The organism is Paenibacillus sp. FSL H8-0332, assembly GCF_037963835.1.
Lineage (GTDB): Bacteria > Bacillota > Bacilli > Paenibacillales > Paenibacillaceae > Paenibacillus_AQ > Paenibacillus_AQ rhizoplanae.
In genome coordinates this window covers 2,747,405-2,766,532 of record NZ_CP150145.1, presented here as the reverse complement: position 1 = coordinate 2,766,532, position 19,128 = coordinate 2,747,405, and the positions used below count along the sequence as shown (strand labels likewise).

19 protein-coding genes are annotated in these 19,128 nt (G+C 54.8%); 2 read left to right on the top strand and 17 right to left on the bottom strand.

The window, feature by feature from the left end; all coding sequences use genetic code 11:
* Nucleotides 1-6 precede the first annotated feature (6 nt).
* Nucleotides 7-195, top strand: coding sequence for a 50S ribosomal protein L28 (gene rpmB, locus NST43_RS11845; protein WP_076074411.1), 189 nt, complete (start codon nucleotides 7-9; stop codon nucleotides 193-195).
* 174 nt (nucleotides 196-369) lie between these two features.
* On the opposite strand, the gene spoVM is transcribed toward rpmB, so the two are convergent.
* The 16 genes from spoVM to NST43_RS11765 form a co-directional block, all read right to left on the bottom strand.
* Nucleotides 370-450 (bottom strand): stage V sporulation protein SpoVM, encoded by an 81-nt coding sequence (gene spoVM / locus NST43_RS11840; RefSeq protein ID WP_020431362.1) that lies wholly within the window; start codon nucleotides 448-450, stop codon nucleotides 370-372.
* A gap of 213 nt (nucleotides 451-663) precedes the next feature.
* A complete protein-coding gene (rpe, locus tag NST43_RS11835) occupies nucleotides 664-1,335 on the bottom strand; it encodes a ribulose-phosphate 3-epimerase (RefSeq protein WP_339224613.1) in 672 nt (223 codons plus the stop codon).
* A gap of 4 nt (nucleotides 1,336-1,339) precedes the next feature.
* On the bottom strand, nucleotides 1,340-2,245 hold the full coding sequence (gene rsgA / locus NST43_RS11830; protein ID WP_339224611.1) for a ribosome small subunit-dependent GTPase A: 906 nt from the start codon (nucleotides 2,243-2,245) through the stop codon (nucleotides 1,340-1,342).
* Nucleotides 2,246-2,369: 124 nt separating this feature from the next.
* Nucleotides 2,370-4,640 (bottom strand): Stk1 family PASTA domain-containing Ser/Thr kinase, encoded by a 2,271-nt coding sequence (gene pknB, locus NST43_RS11825; protein WP_339224609.1) that lies wholly within the window; start codon nucleotides 4,638-4,640, stop codon nucleotides 2,370-2,372.
* Nucleotides 4,637-5,413, bottom strand: a complete 777-nt coding sequence (locus NST43_RS11820; RefSeq protein WP_339224608.1) for a Stp1/IreP family PP2C-type Ser/Thr phosphatase — start codon at nucleotides 5,411-5,413, stop codon at nucleotides 4,637-4,639. The genes pknB and NST43_RS11820 overlap by 4 nt, the downstream gene beginning before the upstream one ends.
* A gap of 6 nt (nucleotides 5,414-5,419) precedes the next feature.
* A complete protein-coding gene (rlmN, locus tag NST43_RS11815; RefSeq protein ID WP_339224606.1) occupies nucleotides 5,420-6,460 on the bottom strand; it encodes a 23S rRNA (adenine(2503)-C(2))-methyltransferase RlmN in 1,041 nt (346 codons plus the stop codon).
* 152 nt (nucleotides 6,461-6,612) lie between these two features.
* A complete protein-coding gene (rsmB, locus tag NST43_RS11810; RefSeq protein ID WP_339224604.1) occupies nucleotides 6,613-8,100 on the bottom strand; it encodes a 16S rRNA (cytosine(967)-C(5))-methyltransferase RsmB in 1,488 nt (495 codons plus the stop codon).
* A complete protein-coding gene (gene fmt, locus NST43_RS11805) occupies nucleotides 8,097-9,038 on the bottom strand; it encodes a methionyl-tRNA formyltransferase (RefSeq protein ID WP_209985474.1) in 942 nt (313 codons plus the stop codon). Before fmt ends, rsmB begins: the two co-directional genes overlap by 4 nt.
* Before the next feature lie 5 nt (nucleotides 9,039-9,043).
* Nucleotides 9,044-9,529, bottom strand: a complete 486-nt coding sequence (gene def, locus NST43_RS11800; protein ID WP_339224602.1) for a peptide deformylase — start codon at nucleotides 9,527-9,529, stop codon at nucleotides 9,044-9,046.
* 98 nt (nucleotides 9,530-9,627) lie between these two features.
* Nucleotides 9,628-12,159 (bottom strand): primosomal protein N', encoded by a 2,532-nt coding sequence (gene priA / locus NST43_RS11795; RefSeq protein ID WP_339224600.1) that lies wholly within the window; start codon nucleotides 12,157-12,159, stop codon nucleotides 9,628-9,630.
* A complete protein-coding gene (coaBC, locus tag NST43_RS11790) occupies nucleotides 12,159-13,394 on the bottom strand; it encodes a bifunctional phosphopantothenoylcysteine decarboxylase/phosphopantothenate--cysteine ligase CoaBC (protein WP_339225397.1) in 1,236 nt (411 codons plus the stop codon). Before coaBC ends, priA begins: the two co-directional genes overlap by 1 nt.
* Nucleotides 13,395-13,641: 247 nt before the next feature.
* Complete coding sequence (gene rpoZ, locus NST43_RS11785) at nucleotides 13,642-13,842, bottom strand: DNA-directed RNA polymerase subunit omega (protein WP_036694519.1); 201 nt, start codon at nucleotides 13,840-13,842, stop codon at nucleotides 13,642-13,644.
* Nucleotides 13,843-13,897: 55 nt separating this feature from the next.
* The gene (gmk, locus tag NST43_RS11780; protein WP_209985465.1) at nucleotides 13,898-14,467 is read right to left on the bottom strand and encodes a guanylate kinase; all 570 of its coding nucleotides are present in this window, start codon (nucleotides 14,465-14,467) and stop codon (nucleotides 13,898-13,900) included.
* An 18-nt stretch (nucleotides 14,468-14,485) separates the two neighbouring features.
* The gene (locus NST43_RS11775) at nucleotides 14,486-14,746 is read right to left on the bottom strand and encodes a DUF370 domain-containing protein (protein ID WP_006209218.1); all 261 of its coding nucleotides are present in this window, start codon (nucleotides 14,744-14,746) and stop codon (nucleotides 14,486-14,488) included.
* Between the two features lie 45 nt (nucleotides 14,747-14,791).
* On the bottom strand, nucleotides 14,792-15,682 hold the full coding sequence (locus NST43_RS11770) for a YicC/YloC family endoribonuclease (RefSeq protein WP_339224597.1): 891 nt from the start codon (nucleotides 15,680-15,682) through the stop codon (nucleotides 14,792-14,794).
* A 38-nt stretch (nucleotides 15,683-15,720) separates the two neighbouring features.
* Nucleotides 15,721-17,595 carry a bifunctional homocysteine S-methyltransferase/methylenetetrahydrofolate reductase gene (locus NST43_RS11765; protein WP_339224595.1) on the bottom strand — a complete coding sequence of 625 codons (1,875 nt, stop codon included), beginning with the start codon at nucleotides 17,593-17,595 and terminating at the stop codon, nucleotides 15,721-15,723.
* A 166-nt stretch (nucleotides 17,596-17,761) separates the two neighbouring features.
* Between NST43_RS11765 and NST43_RS11760 the strand changes: the two genes are divergently transcribed.
* Complete coding sequence (locus NST43_RS11760) at nucleotides 17,762-18,019, top strand: hypothetical protein (protein WP_339224593.1); 258 nt, start codon at nucleotides 17,762-17,764, stop codon at nucleotides 18,017-18,019.
* On the opposite strand, the gene NST43_RS11755 is transcribed toward NST43_RS11760, so the two are convergent.
* On the bottom strand, nucleotides 17,992-19,092 hold the full coding sequence (locus NST43_RS11755) for a GerAB/ArcD/ProY family transporter (protein WP_339224591.1): 1,101 nt from the start codon (nucleotides 19,090-19,092) through the stop codon (nucleotides 17,992-17,994). The two genes, NST43_RS11760 and NST43_RS11755, sit on opposite strands and share 28 nt — an antisense overlap.
* Between the last annotated feature and the right edge of the window lie 36 nt (nucleotides 19,093-19,128).

Genomic DNA, 19,128 nt, shown 5'->3' with positions numbered 1-19,128 from the left:
TAATCTATGTCCCGCACATGTACAGTAACAGGCAAGAAACCGGGCAGCGGTAACCACGTGTCTCACGCTAACAACCGCAACCGTCGCTCTTGGGGAGTTAACGTTCAGAAGGTTCGTATCTTGGTGAACGGCAAACCGAAACGCGTGTACGTCAGCACCCGTGCTTTGAAATCCGGTAAAGTTGAACGCGTCTAGTTTCCGATCATTCCCGGGCCTAGCGATATCTCATACCAAGTAGAAACGGACATGCCGTTCTTTCATAGACGGTATCCGTTTCAGCGAGAATAGAAGAGATATTATATTTGTAGCAAAAAGCACCCTTTACATACGTAAGGTGCTTTTTTTCATATTTACATGTCTGCTTCGGCCTTAACTCTTCTGAAACGTGTTCAAAATCGCTTTAACAAAACCTCCCAAGAATCTCGGCAGCTTGAACGTGTAAAATTTCATGATTAACCCTCCCATCAATTCATGCCGTGCAGAAGGAGACTATCCTGTCTTGATGAAGAATGTACCATCGATTGCAGACCTCCGCAAAAAAGGCTACATGAGATTTCTGCTCATGTAACCATATTTATGCGCCGACAACTTGGCCTATACCTTCCGTCTGCGAATGCAGCAGATTGAGGGTCTATTCGTGCATTAGTAAGTGGGCATCATCGCCTATTGCCGGACTGCACTGTCCGCTGCCTCACGGATGGCCTTGATCGCCCCTGCGCGGTCGCTGCGGCCGAAGACCGCATTGCCCGCTACAAGTATATCTGCCCCTGCTGCAGCCACCAGCGGCGCTGTAGCTTCGGCTACTCCGCCGTCCACCTCGATATGCAGGCCTTTGTGATTGGTCTCCTTAGCCCACTCCCGGAGCTGTGTAATCTTATGCAGCGTACGCGGAATGAACGCCTGCCCGCCGAAGCCCGGATTGACAGTCATAACAAGCACCATATCCACATCCTCCAGAACCTCCCGTACAGCTGCTGCCGGTGTAGCCGGATTAATGGCTACCCCCGCCATCAGGCCGAGCTCCTTGATCTGATGAATTACACGGTGCAGATGCACACAGGCTTCGGCGTGAACCGTAATTATAGAAGCGCCCGCAGCTGCAAAATCAGCAATATAGCGTTCCGGGTTCTCAATCATTAAATGTACATCGAGGGGCAGTGAAGTGTTGGATCTCACCGCTGAAACAATCGCGGGACCCAGCGTAATATTCGGCACAAAATGTCCGTCCATCACATCTACATGAATCCAGTCCGCACCGCTGGCTTCCGCTTCGGCCACCTCTGCGCCAAGCGCTGCGAAATCTGCTGACAATATGGAAGGAGCAATTTTTACCATGAGTTTAGTACCTCCGCTTTTTATCTTTCATTTCATTAAAGAATAGCTTGTAATGCTCGTAACGGCTATCCGCAATATCCCCGGACTGCAAGGCCTCTATCACCTTGCAGCCTGGTTCGTGCAGATGGCTGCAGCCGCGGAATTTGCAGTTCTCCGCATAGGAGGCGAACTCCCGGAAGCACACGGACAGCTCATCCACTCCCAGCTCCAGGAAATCCAGCTGACTGAAGCCCGGTGTGTCGGCCACAAATCCGCCGTTACCTATATCCATCAACTCAACATGGCGCGTGGTGTGGCGTCCGCGCCCGAGACGGAGGCTAATCTCCCCTGTCTCCAGCGCAAGGCCCGGTACAAGTCGGTTGAGCAGAGTGGACTTCCCTACGCCCGACTGTCCTGAGAAGACGCTGATGATTCCGGCTAGGCGCTGCTGCAGTTTATCAGCACCTGATCCGTTCAGTGAGCTTGTTACCATCACTTCATAGCCAATCTGCTCATACAGAGCTTTGACAGCTTCCGTAGCCTGCCCTTCATCATCAGCCAAATCCTGCTTCGTGAGCACAATCAGCGTCTCCAGGCCGGAATGCTCGATATGCACCAGGAACTTGTCCAGCAGATTAAGATTCATATCCGGTTCCCGCACGGAGAACAGCAGCACCGCCAGCTTAACGTTGGCCACCTGGGGGCGGATCAGCTCGGATTCACGGGGAAGCAGCTCGTCCACCATGCCCTCTCCGTTCTCGGTCAGCACATAGTTTACCCGGTCACCGACCAGAGGCGCAATTCCTTTTTTCTTCAGAATCCCGCGTCCACGGCACTGCACCGCCTGGGCTTCTGTCACGATCTGTTCATTCTTGAGTGGCTTTACATAGTAGTATCCGCTAAGTGCTTTAATTATGATTCCTTCAGGCATACATGCTGAGCCTTCCTCTCCTGATATTGCGCAAATGACCCAAGTGTGGAACCCCCGGGTCATTTCGCTGCCTCAGCAGTGCCGATATTCCCTGGCAACTCCGCTGAAGCTTATCTCTGTTATATTATTTATGGCCTTTATCCTTGCCGTGCTTGTTGTTAAGGCCCTTACCATTACCATTACTGTTGCTATTGATATTGCCCTTGCTGCGGGCAGAAGCCAGCACACTGTTATTCTGTCCGTTACCCGGAACATAACCCGTCTGGTTCGTCCCGCCTGTCCCATCACCTTCCCCGGTGTCCGGCGGAAGAATCTCAGGCTCTGCTGTCGGGTCGGGAACCGGCGTCTCAGTAGGCTGGACAGCCTCGGTAGGAGCAACCGTCGGTGCAGGCGTCTGTGTCTCCACCGGAGGAGGTTCAGGCTGCTGCACAGTGTTATTCTTGACATCCACATAAGTTATAGGGAAGGTCTCCAGGAACTCCCCGTCCCGGTATACGGATACCATACCGTCTTTGTTAGGGGCAAGCAGCATATTCACGGACAAGGTCTGGCTTTTACCAATCGTGCGGGTGCCCCACTCCTGGTTCTCGCCTCCATTGCGCGCATCTGCAAACACAATACGGATCTTGCTCTTCTTGCCGTCCGCAGCAGGTGCTACCGGAACATTAAACGTGAATTCCAGAGCTTCCGGAGGATACCCTGTGCTGATGTAGATCGTAATCTTCTCGCCTGGAGGGACCAGATCCCCTGCCTCGTAAGCCCATTGCTTCGTAACCTTACCCTTCTCGTAAATGAAACTCGGCTCTTCCTTGACCGCATCCAGCACTAGACCTACACTCTCCAGCGCAGCCTTGGCTTCCTTCTCCGTCTTCCCGATGAGATCCGGCATTTGGGTGCTTTCTTTACCTTTGCTCACGATTAGCTTGATAGTTACCGTATCAGGATCATATTCAGTGTCTGCGGCAGGCTCAGAGCTAATAACCTTGCCCTTGGCAAACTCCTCACTATAGCGTTCATCGGGTGTTGTAATTCTATCCTGGGCAATACCAAGGGCAATCAGCTCCTTGACGGCATCATCATAACTCAGGTTAGAAACATCCTTAAGTTTAGGCAATACCTTGGCGGTGCTAACCGTTAGGATAATATGAGTTCCTTCTTTGACCATCGTATTGGTCTTGCTCTGCTTCCAGACAATATTCTCTTCGAAGTTAGGATTATACGCAATCAGCGCCGGCTCCTCGGCAAACAGCCCCACAGCTTCAAGCTGTGCCTTGGCTTCCTCGAAGGTCTTGCCTGTCACCGCAGGCACCGAGACTTCATCGACCGACAACTTGGAATTGACATACCACACAATTCCGGTCATGGCGATCAGCACGACCAGTGTAAGGCTAATCCACAGCGCGGCGCGGCTTTTACGCTTCGAAGAAGCAGGCGGCGGAGCTTCCTCCATACTGCGGGTCCGCTCCTCGCCGCCACGGCTGGTTAGCCCGCGCTGCAGTGGCTTGATCGCCGGAATGATGCGCGTTCTGTCTTCATCATCATCATCCTGGAATAACATTTTGGCTTCACTGCGCCGTTCCGGCAGCAGACAGGTCTCCAGATCCTGCAGCATTTGCTTGGCGGACTGATAACGCTCCTCCGGGTTCTTGCGCATCGACTTCAGGATTACATTCTCCACGCTTTGCGGAATCAGCGGATTCAGCAGTCGCGGCTCCTCGAATTCCTCCTGCAGATGCTTCAGCGCCACACTGATCGGGCTTTCCCCCAAGAAAGGAAGCACGCCTGTAAGCATCTGATAGAGCACGATGCCAAGAGAGTAGAGGTCGGATTTCTCGCCTGTTGTTACGCCTTTGGCATGCTCCGGCGAGAAATAATGCACGGAGCCCACCACAGAACCCGTCTGGGTAATGGTAGTTGACGTAACCGCCCGGGCGATTCCGAAGTCGGTAACCTTAACCCGCCCGTTACGTCCCATCAGAATATTATGCGGTTTAATATCGCGGTGAATAATCTGGTTCATATGCGCATGATCCAGCGCATCACAGATCTGCGAGGCAATCCGCACGGATTCATCCACCTGCATCGGTGCCCGCTCTTTGATAATTTCATTCAGGTTCTTGCCTTCAATATACTCCATAACAATATAATGGACTTCATCTTCCTGGCCGACATCGTATATGCTGACTACGTTTGGATGAGATAACGATGCAGCAGATTGCGCCTCCCGCCGGAACCGGCGGATGAATTCCTCATCATGCACAAACTGATTGCGCAGTACTTTGATAGCAACATTCCGGTTAAGCAGTATATCATGGGCTCTATAGACAAGCGCCATGCCTCCTCCGCCAATCCGTTCGATGACTTGGTAACGGCCGCCCAATTCGTGACCGATCATCTTTCCCACTCCTTTGTCTCGGGCACTGCGGCCTCTCCTTGGTGTTCCAGCATAGCAACGCTTATATTATCGCTGCCCCCAGCAAGCAATGCCAGTTGAAGTAATCGCTCTGCTCTTTCTTCCAGAGATATTTCGTTAATTCCGGCTACCTTGCCCAGATGCTCCTGGCTGACATAATTACTGAGTCCGTCGCTGCACAGCAGCAAGAGCTCACCGATTGCAAGCGTAACATAAGCCAGATCCGCAGACACCACTGTATCCGTGCCCAGTGCCCTGGTGAGCACATTGCGGCGCGGATGATTATCCAGCTCCTCCAGGCTGATCTGGCCGTTCCTGAACAGCTCATTCACCAGCGTATGATCCTCGGTTAGCTGCCTGGCTTCACCGTTCTGAATCAGATAAGCCCTGCTGTCCCCGATATGGCCGATATAGCCTGCCGACCCTTTCAGCAGCGCAGCAACGATGGTAGTCCCCATATTGTGGAGCTTCTCATCGCTCTGAGCCTCACTGTGAACCGTGTTATTGGCTTCCATAATGGCGGCAGTCAGCGCCTCCTTCAGCTCTGCCTCAGGCAGATCAGGTTCCAGCTGGTCCAGAATACCCCTGACCGTCTCGAGTGCCAGCCTGCTCGCGGTATCGCCAGCCAGATGTCCCCCCATTCCGTCGGCAATAATGCCGAGGGTATAACCGTGGCGCGTAGCGCCGATCCAGACTGAATCCTCATTGACGGTACGTACCCGGCCAATGTCGCTGGCTTGAACTGTTCTGATCAAATATCCTCACCCCAACTCCATATGTTTGGCACGCAGCTGTCCGCATGCGGCCGCAATATCATGGCCTTGCTCACGGCGAATGGTAACATTCACGCCATGATCGGCCAGTATACGCTGAAATTCAAAGATATCATTGCGGGAAGTCCGGACATACTTGCGCTCAGGCACATGATTGACCGGAATCAGATTCACATGGCACAGCATCGTCTTCAGCACCCCGGCCAGCTCTTCTGCATGCTCCGGCTGATCGTTCACGCCGCCGATCAAGGCGTACTCGAAGCTGATCCGGCGGCCTGTCTTGGCCTGATAGTAGCGCAGGGACTCGATTACATCGTCGAACGGATAACGGCGGTTCACCGGCATCAGCTTGGAACGGAGCGTATCGTTAGGAGCGTGAATCGAGATCGCCAGATTAATCTGTGTATCTTCATCAGCGAATTTATAGATGTTCGGCACAATTCCGCTGGTGGACACGGTGATGTGGCGCTGGCCAATATTCAGGCCCTTCTCGTGGATCATCAGACGGAGGAATCTCATGGTTGCATCATAATTCTCGAAGGGCTCGCCTGTCCCCATAATGACAATGCTGCTGACACGTTCGCCGCGCGCATCAAGAATCTGCTGGGAACGGACAACCTGGGCAACAATCTCCCCTGCAGTCAGATCCCGCTTGAGACCACCAAGGGTAGATGCACAGAAGGTACATCCGATCCGGCAGCCTACCTGAGTCGTCACACATACACTGTTGCCGTAATTATGCTTCATAATAACTGTCTCAATCGCATGATCATCATGCAGACCGAACAGGAATTTCACCGTGCCGTCCTTGGACTCCAGCTTCGTAATCTCGGTAAGCGCCGAAATACTGAACTGGTCTACGAGTTTGGCTCTGAGTGCCTTGGACAGGTTGCTCATGGATTCGAAGTCACTGATCCGCTTCACATACAGCCAATCAAAGATCTGCCCGCCGCGAAAAGCAGGCTCTCCGTTGTCCTTGGCCCATTGCTGCAACTCTTCTAACGAAAAATCATATATTAAAGGTTTCATTGTATTTTTGCACCTGTGCTTTCATAAATTATATGCGTGTTATTTCTCATTCTTCCTATTTTAACACAAAACTCTGAGCCGGTAAAAGAAAAGCCCGCCGCGCGGAGGAATCTGCGGGCGGGTAGCTGTAATTCAGGAGCACAATCGCTATATTACAAGAGTCGTTCCAGCCGGGCAATATAGAAGCCGTCGCTGCCATAATGATGGGGAAGCAGTTGTATGCCATCACCTGCAGCAAGTGCAGTTCCTTCCAGCCGGTCCCAGACTGCTGACTTGAAGCTGACCGGGACAAAGCCGGGGTTGTGCTCCAGGAAGTCGGCGACAACCCGGCTGTTCTCCGCCTGCTCGGTAGTACAGGTGCTATAGACCAGTACGCCTCCCGGCTTCAACAGCCCCGAGACCGATTGCAGCAGCTCAAGCTGCAGCGCAGCCACGCTTGCGATATCCTCCGGCTGCTTGCGCCATTTCAAATCGGGCTTGCGGCGGATGACCCCAAGTCCCGAGCAAGGAGCATCCAGCAGAATCCGGTCATAGGATTCCGGCTGGAGGGCTGCGCCCAGCTCCAGGGCATCCCCACTTGCGGTGGTGATGCACTCCAGGCCCAAGCGGGCGGCCTGCTCGGCAATCAGCTTGGCCTTATGCTCATGCAGATCATTGGCCAGTATGGAGCCTTCGTCCCTCATCAGCTCGCCCATATGGGCGCTTTTGCCGCCGGGAGCAGCGCAGCAGTCCAGCACCTTCATCCCGGCTTCAGGAGCGACAACTTCGGCTACCAGCATGGAGCTCTCATCCTGAACGGACAGATAGCCGTCCCGGTACCAGGAGGTCAGCGCCAGATTGCCGCCGCCCCTGATGACCAGACCGGCAGGGCTCACCTTCGATTCGGCGGCATCCAGACCGGCTTCCAGCAGCTCAGCCAGCATGACTTCCCGGCTAATCATCGTTGTATTGACACGGACACTGACTGCGGGCGGCTCATTATTCGCCGCACACATGGCTTCCGCCGTATCCGGGCCATACTCCGCTGACCAGCGCTGCACCATCCATAGGGGATGGGAGTGCTCGATGGAGATCCGCTCTTCACGGCTCAGCCCCTCTGGCAATACCGGCAGATCTCCGGCGCGCAGCACACTGCGCAGCACACCGTTGACCATACCCGAGATGCCTTGATGGCCGCGTCTCTTGGAGATATTCACAGCTTCGTTAACGGCTGCATGCGAAGGCACCCGGTCCAGGTACATAATCTGGTACAGGCTTAGACGCAGCAGACTCCGCACCCAAGGCTCCAGCTTGGCAAGACCTTTGCTCACGAAGCTGCCGAGTACATAATCCAGTGTAATCATACGCGAGAGGGTTCCGTACACCAGCTCTGTAGCCAGTCCCGTATCCTCCCGGCTGAGCTCCGCTTTCTGGAGGCTGCTTCCCAGCAGCAGGTTGCTGTAGGCGCCCTGCTGCTCTACGCGGACGAGAATATCGAGGGCAACCTCACGCGCAGAAGCTGGCGCAGAGGGTTTGCCGCCGGGCTGATTCCTACCCGCTCCGCCGGGTCTGCCACCGGCAGCCGTTCTGCCTGAAGCCGCAGGCTGATTGCCGGGAGTACGCGGACGCGGTCCGCCCCCTCCCTTGCCGCCCGCGCTCAACCGAGCACCGTTCCGGGCGCAAGGGTCGCCCCTCGGCTGAAGTCGGCTGCGCTCATGGCTTTTTTGCCGGCAGGCTGAACGGTCGTAAGCCGGAGTGTCCCGTCGCCAGTCTTCACCTCAACGCCGCGTTCACTCACGGACAGCACTGTGCCCGGAGCCGCGCTGCCGCCCGGCTGTTCCTCCGCCTGCGGCTTCACCGCAGCCCACGCCTTGAAGGTCTCGCCGTTCCACAGGGTGAACGCACCCGAGAACGGCACCAGACCGCGAATCTGGTTGTATAGCTCAAGCGAGCCTCTGCTCCAGTCGATCCGCTCATCTTCACGGCTTAGATTCGGCGCATAGGTCGCTTCACTGTCATCCTGCACGACAGCTTCTACGCGGCCGGCTGCCAGGCGAGGCATCTCTGCCTTGAGCAGGTCCGCGCCCGCAACGCTTAGCTTCTCAAACACAGTACCTGAGGTATCTTCATCCTCGATCGCCACTTCAACCCGTGAGATCATATCTCCGGTGTCCAACCCTTCCGCCATGTACATCAGCGTTACACCGGTCACCTTCTCGCCATTCATGATACAGTGCTGTATCGGGGCGCCGCCACGGTATTTGGGCAGCAGCGAGCCATGGACGTTCACACATCCGTTCTTTGGCAGCTCCAGGACACTCCCCGGAAGAATCTGTCCGTATGCGGCGGTGACAATCAGATCCGGCTCATAGGCAGCCAGCTCAGCCACCGACTCCGGGCGGCGCAGCCGTTCAGGCTGAAGAACCGGCAGTCCCAGCTCCAGCGCAGCCACCTTCACCGGGGTCGGCGCCAGCGTCTTCTTGCGGCCTTGCGGCCGGTCCGGCTGAGTGACCACAGCCACTACGTCATAGCCCTCTTCCAGCAGCATCCGCAGGGATGGGACTGCAAAAGCCGGCGTTCCCATGAACACTATTCTCATTTCATTCACTCCTCAGTTTCACTGCGTTCTGCTGTGTACTCATAGACCTTCTCAGCAATGTCCGTGAACAGCACGCCATTCAGGTGATCGATCTCATGCTGAAAAGCCCGGGCCAGCAGGCCGCTTCCAGTAATCGTCACTTCCTCGCCTTCGCGGTTCAGGCCGACTACGGTCACTGTCTCCGCACGGCGGACATCCCCGTTCAGGCCGGGAATACTCAGGCAGCCTTCGGGTCCGAACTGCTCCCCCTCCATGCTGACGATCTCGGGATTGATCAGCTTGATCAATCCATTCTCTTCATCGGCATCAATTACAATCAGCCGTTTCAGAATTCCTACCTGCGGGGCTGCGAGGCCAACGCCTTCCGCGTCATACATCGTATCTGCCATATCATCGAGCAATTTTTGTACATTGGGGGTAACTTTGGTCACCATCTTCGCTTTCTTATGCAACACTTCATCCGGTTCTTTCACAATCAGCCTGATTGCCATTTACACTAACACCATCCTTGTTCTGAACATATCTAATTTCTATAGTATATGAGGGGGAGATCATAAAAACTGCCTTACCATTGTAACACGCCGGAGAATTACATCAACATCTGCGGATCGACATCAATGCTGATCTGAAGTCCCTTATCGCGGACAGAGTCCTCCAGCTCTTCTGCCACCTGGCGGGCCAGACCAATGGCATCAATCGCACCGCGCCATTTCAGAATACACTGGAACCGGTAACGGCCCTTCAGCCGCGGGAGCGGCGAAGCCACAGGCCCCAGCAGATCCAGCGCATCCGAGGAGAGCTTATCAAGGCTCCCATACCAGCGCAGCTGTCTGGCCTTGCCCTGAATGCTCAGCGCATAGTTCTCCGCAAGCTTCAGCAGCAGCGGAAGCTGCTCATGGGACAGGGTGACCAGAATAAGCCGGCAATAGGGCGGATAATGCAGCTCTTTACGGTGCTTCAGCTCGTCCCGGACGAATGAACGGTAATCATGCCCGCTGGCATGAATAATCGAATAATGCTCCGGTGTATACGACTGTACCACCACCTCACCGGGGAGCTGATGCCGCCCAGCGCGGCCGGCAACCTGCGTCAAGAGCTGGAAGGTCTTCTCCGCCGCCCGGAAATCAGGCAGATTGAGCGCAGAATCCGCAGTAATGACCCCAACCAGTGTGACATCGGGGAAGTCTAGTCCTTTGGCAACCATCTGTGTGCCCAGCAGCACATCAGCCTTCTTGTCCCTGAATTGGTTCAGGAGCTTCTCATGCGAGCCTTTCTCAGTGGTCGTGTCCACATCCATGCGTATGACCCGGATGCCGGGGAACAGCTTGCCCAGCTCCTCCTCTACCCGCTGCGTGCCAGTTCCGAAGAAGCGGATATGCTCACTCCCGCATTCCGGGCACAGCTTGGGCGCAGATTCGGCATGACCGCAGTAGTGGCAGCGCAGATTGTCGCTGCGGCTGTGATAGGTCAGCGAGATGTCACATTCCGGGCAGCCTGCAACGTAGCCGCAGCTCCGGCACATGACGAAGGTCGAGAAGCCTCTGCGGTTGAGCAGCAGCACCGTCTGTTCGCCGCGTTCCAGCCTGCTTACCAGGGCAGCATGCAAACTGCGGCTGAACATGGAGCGGTTGCCTTCCTTCAGCTCCTCACGCATGTCAACGACAGCCACCTTCGGCAGCTCGTTGCCCAGTGCGCGGCTCGGCATCTCCAGCAGAATCGGCGAGAAGTGGATATCACTCTGCGATCTTGAGGCATGATAACTCTCGAGTGAAGGTGTAGCCGAACCGAGAATCACAACAGCCCCGCCCTGCTCTGCCCTGCGGACAGCCACATCACGGGCATGGTATTTCGGATTCTCCTCCTGCTTATAAGAGCCTTCATGCTCTTCATCCATGATAATCAGACCCAGATTGGCAAACGGAGCAAAGATCGCAGAACGCGCTCCGACTGCAACCATCGCCTTGCCTTCACGAATCTTGCGCCACTCGTCATAACGTTCGCCGACAGACAGCCGGCTGTGCATCACCGCCACTCCGCTGCCGAACCGGCCCTTGAACCGTTCCACCATCTGCGGAGTCAGTGCAATCTCCGGCACCAGCACCACCGCCTGCCGTCCCTGTTCGATGCAGCGCTGGATACTCTGCAGATAGATTTCCGTCTTCCCGCTGCCGGTCACCCCGTGCAGCAGGAAGACCTCATGTGCCTGCTGCTCCACAGTCGCCACAATCCGCTTGTACACAACCTCCTGCTCCGCTGTCAGCGGAAGCGGGGTACTCGGCTTGAAGTCGCGTCCCCGGTAGGGATCACGGTAGACTTCAATTTCACTAATCTCAATATAACCTTTGTCCGCAAGTGTCTTGACTGTGCCCGCTGTCACCTGAAGGATCGCCAGAATATCCTTGAGCGGCATCGGCAGCAGGGCTTCCATATCAATCAGGTAGGAGAGCACTTCCTTCTGGCGCGCTGAACGCGCCGGGAAGCTGGAGAGCGACTCCCGGGCGGCCGACAAGCCAATAGCCAGATCAACGGCCTTGAGCTTCTTTTTGCCCATCTTATCCTTGATGGACTGGCTCTCCGCAAGCACACCGCGCCGCACCATGAACTTAATCGTCTCTGCAGCCTCGGGGAAGGTACGGGTCAGCAGCTTCATGGATACCTCACTGTGGCGTCTTACGAAGTCGATGATCTGCTGTTCTTCGTTGTCCGCCTCCAGGAAGAGCGGAAACAGCTCATCTGTGGGGGCGCTGGCCGCCTCCTCTGTATCCCCGAGCGAGATCAACCGCTCGGCCTTGCCCTTCAGGGCAGTCGGAAGCATCGCCTGCAGTGCGGAGATCCGTCTGCAGGCGTATCTTTGGCTCATCCAGTCGGCCAGCTCTACCAGCTCCGGCGACAGTGGCGGCAACAGATCCAGTACTTCCACAATCGGCTTCATCCGGGAGACACTGCCGGTCTCCCCCGATTCCAGTGACACCACGAATCCCTGAACCGTCCGGGGGCCAAATGGCACCGCTACCCGGCTGCCAACTTCAATCCATAATTTCAGTGAATCCGGAATAATATAGTCAAACGGCCGGTCGGTGCTGCGTACAGGAACATCGACAATGACCTTGGCAATATCCATTATATCAAAGCTCCGGCAACACGATCTGCGGCCAGCCGCAGAATCCGGCGCGCCACCTCATCCTTGGAAGCCAGGGGAAGATCCAGCACCAGGCCTTCGGCATCATACACCTTGACGATGTTGGTATCCGTGCCAAATCCCGCACCTTCCATTGCCACATCATTGGCTACAACCAGATCAAGATTCTTGCGGATCAGCTTGTCCCTGGCGAAGAATTCGGCGTTTCCGGTTTCGGCGGCGAAGCCGATCAGGAACTGCTTATCCTTATTTTTCCCCAGACTCTCCAGAATATCGGTCGTCTTCACCAGCTCAAGCGTCATGGTGTCGCCGCTTTTTTTAATCTTGGATTCGCTGCTCTGTCTAGGGCGGTAATCCGCAACCGCGGCCGCTTTGACCATAATATCGCAATTCGTCCAGCGGTCCATAACCGCCTCATACATATCCTGTGCCGATTCGACGCGGACCAGATGAATAGCCGGGTCAAGAGGCGGCGCTTCGTCGGTACGTGCGGCGATCAGCGTCACTTCGGCCCCCATAGCACGTGCAGCACGCGCCAGGGCGAAGCCCATTTTGCCCGAGGAATCATTGGAGATATAACGGACCGGATCAATACGCTCCACGGTGCCGCCTGCGGTAATCACTATTTTTTTGCCGGTAAGCGGTCCAGATTCCTTCTCCTGTTGCCTAACAAAAAAGTTCTCCACCACCTTCACAATCGTCTCCGGCTCTTCCAGCCGTCCCTTGCCCACATAACCGCAGGCCAATTGGCCTTCTCCGGGCTCAATAAACTGTACACCCCGCTTATAGAGTGTATCCATATTGCTGATAACCGCCGGATGCTGATACATATGGACATTCATTGCCGGAGCTACCATAATAGGCGCTGTAACGGCAAGGAGCGTAGTTGACAGCATATCATCTGCCAGCCCATGGGCCATTTTGGCGATAATATTGGCGGTAGCCGGAGCGATCAGGACCAGGTCGGCGGAATCCGCCAGATCAATATGCGAGATCGAAGACGGGTCGCGTTCCTGAAAAGTATCACTGAACACCCGCTGCTTCGACAAGGACTGGAGCGTCAGCTCCGTAATGAACTGCTTGGCCGATGCTGTCATGATGACATGCACCTTGGCGCCCTTCTGGGTAAGCTTGCTGGTCAATGCAGCCGCCTTGTACGCAGCAATTCCGCCTGTAATTCCAAGTATAATGGACTTCCCTTGTAAGCTCTTCACTATGCTCTCCCCCCGCTTCTGAAATCTGTACCCATCTATATAGACCTGCACATATCCTTATCAATAGAGAAAAAAATAACAACCTTCCGGTTGTCAGGAACAGCCCGGTACGGGCTATTGTCAAAATATAAAATTACTTACCCGGCAGAAATGGCACTGCCGCCCTTGTTCAGACGGCACCATTTCAGCGGGAAATATACGGATTCTCTATTGCACCAGGCATTTAGTGCCCTGTGCCGTTAGAACCGTCCTATTCCTCGCCGCGCGTTACAATAATACGGTCTTCATAGATCTCTTCTAGCGCAACCCCGACATACTTATGCGATTTAGGCGCAACGATATCGGTCTTGCCGCCTTCACGAAGTGCTCTGGCCCGGCGGGCTGAAGCGACTACCAGGGAATACTTGCTGTCGACCTTAGTCACCAGTTCGTCAATGGATGGATATAGCATGTAAGGCACCTCTTCATCTTTTACTGTAAATATGGACCAATCCTGTAGAACTTGTTCATCGCACCTTACAATGTTCGGCGATAATAATGCTTTCTATTCGCTTGCAGGCCAGATCAATCTCATCATTCACCACGGCATAATCATAATGCCGGATCAAACCGATCTCGTCCTCTGCCACAGACATGCGGTGGCTGATCACATCAGGATGCTCTGTTCCGCGTCCGCGAATACGGTCCTTCAACTCGTCCATGGACGGGGGAAGAAGGAATACAAAGATCCCTTCGGGGAATTTCTCTTTGACTTTGAGAGCTCCCTGAACCTCGATCTCCAGAATAATATCTCTTCCGCTCTCAAGGGTTCTCTCTACAAAGTCACGCGGAGTACCGTAATAATTGCCTACGTACTCCGCATATTCCAGCAGCCTGTCGCCTTCAATCATATCAGCGAACTGCTCTCTGGATTTGAAAAAATAATTGACTCCGTTCTCTTCACCCGCACGCGGTGAGCGTGTGGTGGCAGAAACAGAATAGACGAGTTCAGGCATCTTCGGCCGCAACGCTGTGCATACCGTACCTTTACCGACACCGGAGGGGCCGGATAATATAATCAGCAATCCTTTTGACATAATACACTCCAATTGTTGTTATTCGTCGTTATCGTCGTCTTTGCTGGATAGGCGGTGAGCTACCGTCTCAGGCTGTACAGCCGAGAGAATCACATGGTCGCTGTCCGTAATAATCACAGCCCGCGTCCGCCTTCCGTAGGTGGCATCGATCAGCATATGCCTGTCTCTGGCCTCCTGGATAATTCTCTTAATCGGTGCCGATTCCGGGCTGACAATGGAAATAATGCGGTTCGCTGACACGATATTCCCAAAGCCGATGTTGATTAATTTGATTGCCATGTTCCGGTTGTTCCCCCCATAAGTTACATCATAGCTTGCTCCCTGTCATTCGAGATTCGCCGCCTGCTCACGTATCTTCTCGAGCTCCGCCTTCATATCAAGCGTGAGGTTCACCACCGACAGATGACTGCACTTCGACCCAATCGTGTTGGTCTCCCTGTTCATCTCCTGAATGAGAAAATCGAGCTTGCGTCCAGCAGGTTCGCTGCCCAGCAGCAAGGCACTGCACTGGCCGAAATGGCTGTGAAGCCGGGTTAGCTCCTCATCTATATTGCAGCGGTCGGCGAAAATGGCAATCTCCATGCCGAATTTATGCTCATCCCATGGGAAGCTCCCGTCATTCAGCAGGCTGAGCCGTTGCCGCAGCTTCTCGCGCTGTTCCTCTACAACCAGAGGAGCAAACCCGCTAATACCGGCATGCAGCTCTTCGAGACGGTCAAGCCGCCGCGTCAGCTCAGCTGTCAAATAGGAGCCTTCACGCCCGCGCATCTCCAGCAGGGCCTCCAGACTAAGATGAAGCCCCTGCTCCAGAAGACCCGCAAGTTCTCCGGAGGAGTCAGCCGCAGCAGACTCTTCCTTCGATTCCATAGCACCGGGCAGAGCAAGGATATCCTGAAGGGACAATTCTCCCTGAAAGCCGTAATCCCGGTTCAGAACCTCCGCTGCCTCAAGATAGGACTTCACCATGCGGTGGTCCAGCATATGAGCGCCAGCCGCCCCATCGGTGACTTCTCTATTAATAATGACATCTACCCGTCCCCGTTTGATATGGGCCTGAACCATTCTACGCAGCTTATCCTCATACACCGCCCATTCCCTGGGCAAGCGCAGCACAACTTCGCAGTACCGGTTATTCACCGATTTGACCTCGAACGTAATCTTGTGTCCGCCGAGTTGCAGGGCTGACTGACCGTATCCGGTCATACTAAATGACAACGGAATCACATCCATTACACTATTGTAATTGATTATTACTAGCGAAACAAGGGGGATAACTTACGTCCTTGCTTCTCCCAAATATACTCCAGCAGCTGTACGCTCATATCATAGAACATAAACGGCGTAATCAGATAAATGCCGTTAAAATGCGTGGTGGCCGCATCCAGCAGCTCCTTGGCGATCTTAACCCCTTCGGCCCGGCCTGCTTCGCCTTCCAGTCCGGCCATCCGGCTGCGGACCTCGGCGGAGAGCTGAATGCCCGGAACCTCATTATGAAGATACTCCGCATTGCGTCCGCTGGCCAGCGGCATAATCCCGATGAAGATCGGGATATCCAGATGCTCTGTTGCCTTGGCAATACGGGCAATCAATTCAGGATCATACACGGGCTGGGTCATAATATAATCCGCACCCGAGGCAATCTTCTTCTCCAGCCGCTCAACCGCTTTGTCCAGATGCTTGACATTGGGATTGAACGCCGCGCCGATAACGAACTTCGCCTTCTGCTTGAGCGGCTTGCCGGAGAAGGCCACACCGTCATTAAGCTGCTTGATCATACGTATAATTTCAAATGATGTCAGGTCATAGATCGAGCTTGAGCCGGGCAGATCCCCGAACCTTGCAGGATCTCCGGTCACGGCCAATACATGGTCAATGCCCAGAGCGTCGAAGCCCATCAGATGGGACTGTGTACCGATGAGATTGCGGTCGCGGCAGGCAACATGCACCAGCGGCCGCAGCCCTGTGCGGGCCTGCACCAGATGCCCAAGCGCCATATTGCTCATCCGGGTTACAGCAAGCGAATTATCGGCTAGTGTCAGCGCATCGGCTCCGGCCCGGCGCAGCGCCTCTGCCCCCTTCATAAACTTAGCGATGTCCAGGTCCCGCGGAGGGTCAAGCTCTACGATAACGGTGTGACGTTCCTTGATCAGATCGACAAGCGTCGGTTCGCCGCCTTCCTGCCCCCCGTCATCCGCCAGATGCTCCTGCACCGCGATCCGTTCAACCGCACTGACTGCAGCGGGTTCAGGCAGCGGTTCAACCACATAGCCCTTCAGTGCAGCGGAGATTTCAGCGATATGCCGGGGAGTGGTCCCGCAGCAGCCCCCGATAATCCGGCTGCCCATATCCGCGAATACCGGAGCCATCTGGCCGAAATATTCCGGCGAAGCTCCATAGCGGTACTGGCCGTCTACATAATCGGCTACCCCTGCATTCGGATAGATCGACACCGGCAGCACCAGCTTGCCCTGCAGCGTTGCAAGCGCACGCTTGATCCCGTTCGGTCCGGTGTTGCAGTTGAAGCCGATCACATCCGCTCCGTCCTGCTGCAGGATATGGAAGGCTTCCGGCAGGGTTAACCCGTCCAGCGTCCGCGCCGAATCATCCACAGCCAGCTGGCAGATCACCGGCAGAGCGCTGAGCTTGCGCACAGCCTTCAGCGCCAGATGAAGCTCCTCGACATCATAGAAGGTCTCCAGCATGATCCCGTCAGGCGCTTCCTCCAGAAGGGCAGCAATCTGCTGCGAGAAGAATTTCTTCAGCTCGGATGAGGACAGGTTCGCCCGTTTGCCGGCGCGGATCGAGCCGATGGCACCGACTACATAACCGTTCTCGCCGGCAGCCCGGCGGGCAATGCGGACCCCCGCACGGTTGATATCCGCGACCTTGGCTTCCAGTCCGAACTTGGACAGCTTGTCGTAGTTTGCCGAGTAGGTGTTACTCTCCAGCAGTACAGCACCTGCATTGATATAGCTCCGGTGCACATCCTCAATGACCTCCGGAGAGGTCAGATTCAATTCCTCGTAAGAGATGCCGACCGGGAAACCCTTTTGATACAAAAAGGTTCCCATCGCTCCGTCTCCGACCAACACGTTATTCTCCCATGCAGAGCGCAAATCCGGCTTCACCGCAAGAACCTCCCCTTGACTGACATTAGTTTCATACTAATGTAACATAAATCGGGATGGATGATAAGCTTTCACAGGCAAATGAGGCGTGCGTCCGTTATTCTTGTATGCCAGTCCGGCAATTGATTCATACTACGCATAAACTTGGCAGAAGGAGATTGTAGAAATGAAGAAGAAAATAAGAAAGCTGCTGCTGCGTAAATATGCCGTAATCCTCCTGCTGTCGGCCCTCTCCCTGCTGTACCTGTACCTGCTGGACTGGATGCTGGGCTACGGCGCGGAGAATATCGGCTACATTCTGAATTATCTGCTGTATACCACTTCCGAAAAGCTGACTGCGGCTGTTCTGGTGCTGCTTCTGATCGTGCCGGATGTCATCTACTGGGTAAGCGGCCGTCAGCCCGGCCGGGGAGCGGAGAAATGATCACGGACCGCCGTTACAATAACGAGCAGCACCGGAATGACTATCATTAAATAAGGGTATACCCTGTACAGCAGCGTCCCGCCCTCATCCAGATGTTCAATGAAGCTGCGCGCATCCAGCATGGAGGTGAACAGAATGATTAGCGCACAGGGATAGAGCATTCTCCGGTACGGCAGCTTGAACAGGTCCGAAATTCCGATCAGCGCGGCAGCGAAGAACACGGCCATTTTGAAAAACACCCCGATGATCAGCACCATCACCACGAAAATATCCACCCGCTGGATGATATCCGAAATGGAAATCTTGCTGATTGTCGGCATCAGCGGGAGCGGCGAGCGCGCCACAATATCGGCACCCAGGACAGAGATATTCAGCGCCATAGTGAAGCTGAGCAGGAGTGCGGAGAACAGCATGGCGGCGGCGATAACCCAGGGCCCTTTTTTGACACTGGACAGATAAGGCATCAGCATAGTGAAGCACACCATCTCCCCGAACGGAAACATATAATTCTGATGAAGCACCGAGCTGAGCACTGGCGGGAAGCCATTCTCCAGTACAGGCAACAGTCTGTTCAGATTGATCGTACCGGAGAGTATCAGCATCACTGTCCCGAACAGGCCGATCCCCAGAACGACCAGTGCAAAGACCATGGAAGTTCTAGCCAGTACCTCCAATCCCTTATGCAGCACATAAGCTCCAGAGAGCAGCATCAGGGCACTTAGGATGAACAGCGGAGTGTTATGCATAGTTGCCATAGCGAGCATAGTGCTGCCATCGCGCAGATCCCGGGCGGCCAGATTTATGTAGAGAACAATGTACACCAGACCTACCGGTACCCCGATATATTTTCCGAGGATTTGCCGTGTATAGGCTGTAAAAGGCTGGTCCGGGTGCTTGCGGTACAGATAGGCGTATCCTGTGAACATCATCAGCCCCGCCGCGCAGCCGAGCAGGATCGAGAGCCAGGCATCCCGGCCTGACCCCATACCCAGATTAACAACCAGCGCCGTGCCCAGCTCGAATAAAAGCGTCAGGCTGAAAAATTCGCCGAGTCCGATTTTGACCTTACCCATCCCTGAACCTCCTCACCGGTTACCTTACCGCCAGAC

Coding starts and splice junctions, on each gene's coding strand:
- NST43_RS11755 (WP_339224591.1), bottom strand. CDS start 19,092: ATGGGTAAGGTCAAAATCGGACTCGGCGAATTTTTCAGCCTGACGCTT.
- rpoZ (WP_036694519.1), bottom strand. CDS start 13,842: ATGCTATATCCATCCATTGACGAACTGGTGACTAAGGTCGACAGCAAG.
- rpe (WP_339224613.1), bottom strand. CDS start 1,335: ATGGTAAAAATTGCTCCTTCCATATTGTCAGCAGATTTCGCAGCGCTT.
- gmk (WP_209985465.1), bottom strand. CDS start 14,467: ATGTCAAAAGGATTGCTGATTATATTATCCGGCCCCTCCGGTGTCGGT.
- spoVM (WP_020431362.1), bottom strand. CDS start 450: ATGAAATTTTACACGTTCAAGCTGCCGAGATTCTTGGGAGGTTTTGTT.
- priA (WP_339224600.1), bottom strand. CDS start 12,159: ATGGATATTGCCAAGGTCATTGTCGATGTTCCTGTACGCAGCACCGAC.
- NST43_RS11760 (WP_339224593.1), top strand. CDS start 17,762: ATGAAGAAGAAAATAAGAAAGCTGCTGCTGCGTAAATATGCCGTAATC.
- rsgA (WP_339224611.1), bottom strand. CDS start 2,245: ATGCCTGAAGGAATCATAATTAAAGCACTTAGCGGATACTACTATGTA.
- NST43_RS11775 (WP_006209218.1), bottom strand. CDS start 14,746: ATGGCAATCAAATTAATCAACATCGGCTTTGGGAATATCGTGTCAGCG.
- fmt (WP_209985474.1), bottom strand. CDS start 9,038: ATGAGAATAGTGTTCATGGGAACGCCGGCTTTTGCAGTCCCATCCCTG.
- rpmB (WP_076074411.1), top strand. CDS start 7: ATGTCCCGCACATGTACAGTAACAGGCAAGAAACCGGGCAGCGGTAAC.
- rlmN (WP_339224606.1), bottom strand. CDS start 6,460: ATGAAACCTTTAATATATGATTTTTCGTTAGAAGAGTTGCAGCAATGG.
- def (WP_339224602.1), bottom strand. CDS start 9,529: ATGGCAATCAGGCTGATTGTGAAAGAACCGGATGAAGTGTTGCATAAG.
- pknB (WP_339224609.1), bottom strand. CDS start 4,640: ATGATCGGTCACGAATTGGGCGGCCGTTACCAAGTCATCGAACGGATT.